The following is a 2,595-nucleotide window of genomic DNA, read 5'->3' on the forward strand; positions in this document are numbered from 1 at the left end:
GGCGTCACCGGCACGACAGCCGACGCGCAGTCCTACCCGACACCGCCCCGGGAACGGACCAACGCGACATCACAGGCATGAGATCAACCGGCCGCGCCCCCTTCGCTTCGCACTGGACGCCGCCCTGGTGGCCTCGGTGCGGGCCCTTGATGCGCAGCGAGTTGACCTCAGCGGCGAGATCTTCGGCCTCCGCGAGGGCCAGGGCGCGGGCACGGGATCCGGCGGGGAAGAGGGCTGCTTCCTCGGCACAGCGGCGCATCTGGTTTCGGAGGTCTTCATGTCCTGGTTGCGGCCGGCCATCGCTCTCCCCTTGGTGACAGCTACCCGCCGACCAACAGCACGCTGTTGACGGCCCGACGGGACATCGTAGGCGTTGCCCCACGCTGCCCGCAGGTGAAGCCGAGCTGCGGTGCCGGACCTGCGGCTGACGCCCGCAGCTGTCTGGTGGGGCTGCAAACTTGGGGATACCTGAGCCAGGACGGCACCGCCGTTTCGGGCTCCTCATCAGCCCTTGAGGGATGTGCCCGCTCGTTCCTGCGGGCTCCGTCGTCGGCCGGCTCATCAAGCACGGCCGCACACCTGCCTCTTCAGAGCTGGAGCCGTCATGCCTCACACCGTGCAGCACGTCATCACAACCCGCGGCCTGCTGCCTGACGAGGTGGAGCGGGTCCGGGCCGTCAGTCTGCTGGTGGAGAGGGCCGCGGACGGCGACTGGGACCCGACTTCGAACACGCTGACGTTCGATGAGGACCTTGGGGAACTGCGGCGCTTGGCCGCACACTACGCCGCCTTGAAGTACATGACGGCCCGGTCCGATGCCATCTCGGCGCGGGTGAGGGTGGAGCCACGCGACATCCTCGTCCACCTGATCGACGTGGACGGCCGGATCATCTGCACCGCCACGGCCGAGGATGATGACCAGGCTGTCCGGGACGAGATCCGCCGGGTCACCGAGGAGATCGAACGGCTGCAGGCGGTACGAACCTCCCTCATCCAGCGCGGACATGAACTGTCGCTCCCCGATGGAGTGCTCGCGGGACACGCCAGCCTCAGCGATACCCAGGTGCGCGACTTCTGTCGAGGTGAGCGGCCTACCCATCGGCTGCAGGGAGATGCGCTGCGTGTGCTGCACGACGCGGGGATCCCGACTGAGGAGACACGGCGTGTTCACGCCGGCACCGTGGAGGAGATCCACGCGGGTAAGCCCACCCGGAAGCAGGTGCCCTACGTCCGCGTCGCCGTCCACGCCAGTGGCGAGCTGCGCCTGTCCGGCAGCTTCTCGCAGACGCTTGCGGTGGAGCGGGATACGGCAGCGCTCGTGCGGCAGGCTGCCGACCTGCTGGGTGCTGTGCCGCAGCTGGCCGTGACGCCGCTCGGCGAGGCCGACCACTGGTTCGGGAGCGAGAGGGTAGGTATGCCCGCGTTCCTGATCACCGGGAGCTGTTGAGTTCACAAGCCCAGCCCGGCACGGTCGGGCGCTGAGGGGGGCGGCCTCCGCCCGCAGTCGCTGGCGGAGGCCGCCGTCTGGAGGGGGAACGGCGCTGCAGCGCCCGGCCTGGGCGCGCAGGGAGCGGCGGTTGCTAGTGCGGTGGCCACAAACGTTCACCGGGTTGGTCGGGATCTGCGTGGTTCCCACACCAGACCCCGGTGTCACCCGTTCGAGTGATTGGCGGCCTCGAACACCGGGGTCACACTTCTCGTACAGCAGCAACCCACGCTCGACAGAGGGGGATGCACGATGTCCGCGTTCAAAGGCGCCGTAGCTTCGCTTGCCGCCCTGAGCCTCGCCGGTGCCGTCTCAATAATCGGCGCTGCCACGGCGCAGGCCTCCACACCGAACCCCGACAGCACCCCACAGCAGGCCGGAACGCTCTACTGCTGCCAGGCGGTCGTAACCTCCGACTCACCGACAGTAACCACGCTTGCCGGCCTGCTCGGCGTCCAGCTCCCGCCCAACACCCTCGTTGGGGTGACCTGCACCCCCATCACGGGCATCGGGTCCTCAGCGAGCAGCTGTGCCGACGAACCGGTTGATTGTGCCGGTCCCAGCGTCAACGGCGTGCTCGTGTTGAACTGCACGCCCTACTCCGAGCAAGCCCGCCGCGCCTGACACCCCAACCGCTTGGGCAGCCGTCAGCGACGCCACCTCTGCTGGCCACTGATCGAAAACCGTCTCCGTCACCACGGGCCCTGCCCCGGAGCGGGCAGCCTCCGCACCTTGCGCTCGGGTCGTCCCGGGCGTGCTACTGCCGGACCTCCCACCACGGCTCGATCACGGGCCGCCGCAGGGGCGGACCGGCTGGGCGAACGCCAGGTGGTCTCGCGCCCCTTGATTCGCCCAGCCCGCCTGCCGAGCCTGTCAGCTGTGCCGCAGGTCGGGCAGGGTGCGCAGTGCTCGATCCGGACGTCGTCGACGACCGGCCCCCCACGGTGTTTCGGCGAGAGGTCCGGGGAAACGGACCGGGAGTAATCCCGGCACCGCGCCCCGGGCCTACTCAGCGACGAGGCCGGCCAGTCGCTGCGGCCGCCCAAGGCGCGCACCTGGTCGCGCCGCGGGCACACTCCGGTCGTGAAGGTCACCGGCAGGGGATCTGG

The 2,595-nt window shown here is 69.6% G+C and carries 2 protein-coding genes; both read left to right on the forward strand.

Going from position 1 to position 2,595, the window contains the following annotated elements; genetic code table 11:
* Positions 1-604 precede the first annotated feature (604 nt).
* Entirely contained in the window at positions 605-1,447 is an 843-nt protein-coding gene (locus tag ACZ38L_RS39115; protein ID WP_465702859.1) for a hypothetical protein, read from the forward strand.
* Positions 1,448-1,738: 291 nt separating this feature from the next.
* Positions 1,739-2,110 carry a hydrophobin family protein gene (locus tag ACZ38L_RS39120; protein ID WP_465702862.1) on the forward strand — a complete coding sequence of 124 codons (372 nt, stop codon included), beginning with the start codon at positions 1,739-1,741 and terminating at the stop codon, positions 2,108-2,110.
* The last annotated feature ends 485 nt before the right edge of the window (positions 2,111-2,595 follow it).

This window comes from Kitasatospora sp. NPDC024654, from assembly GCF_055559155.1.

Coding starts and splice junctions, on each gene's coding strand:
- ACZ38L_RS39120 (WP_465702862.1), top strand. CDS start 1,739: ATGTCCGCGTTCAAAGGCGCCGTAGCTTCGCTTGCCGCCCTGAGCCTC.
- ACZ38L_RS39115 (WP_465702859.1), top strand. CDS start 605: ATGCCTCACACCGTGCAGCACGTCATCACAACCCGCGGCCTGCTGCCT.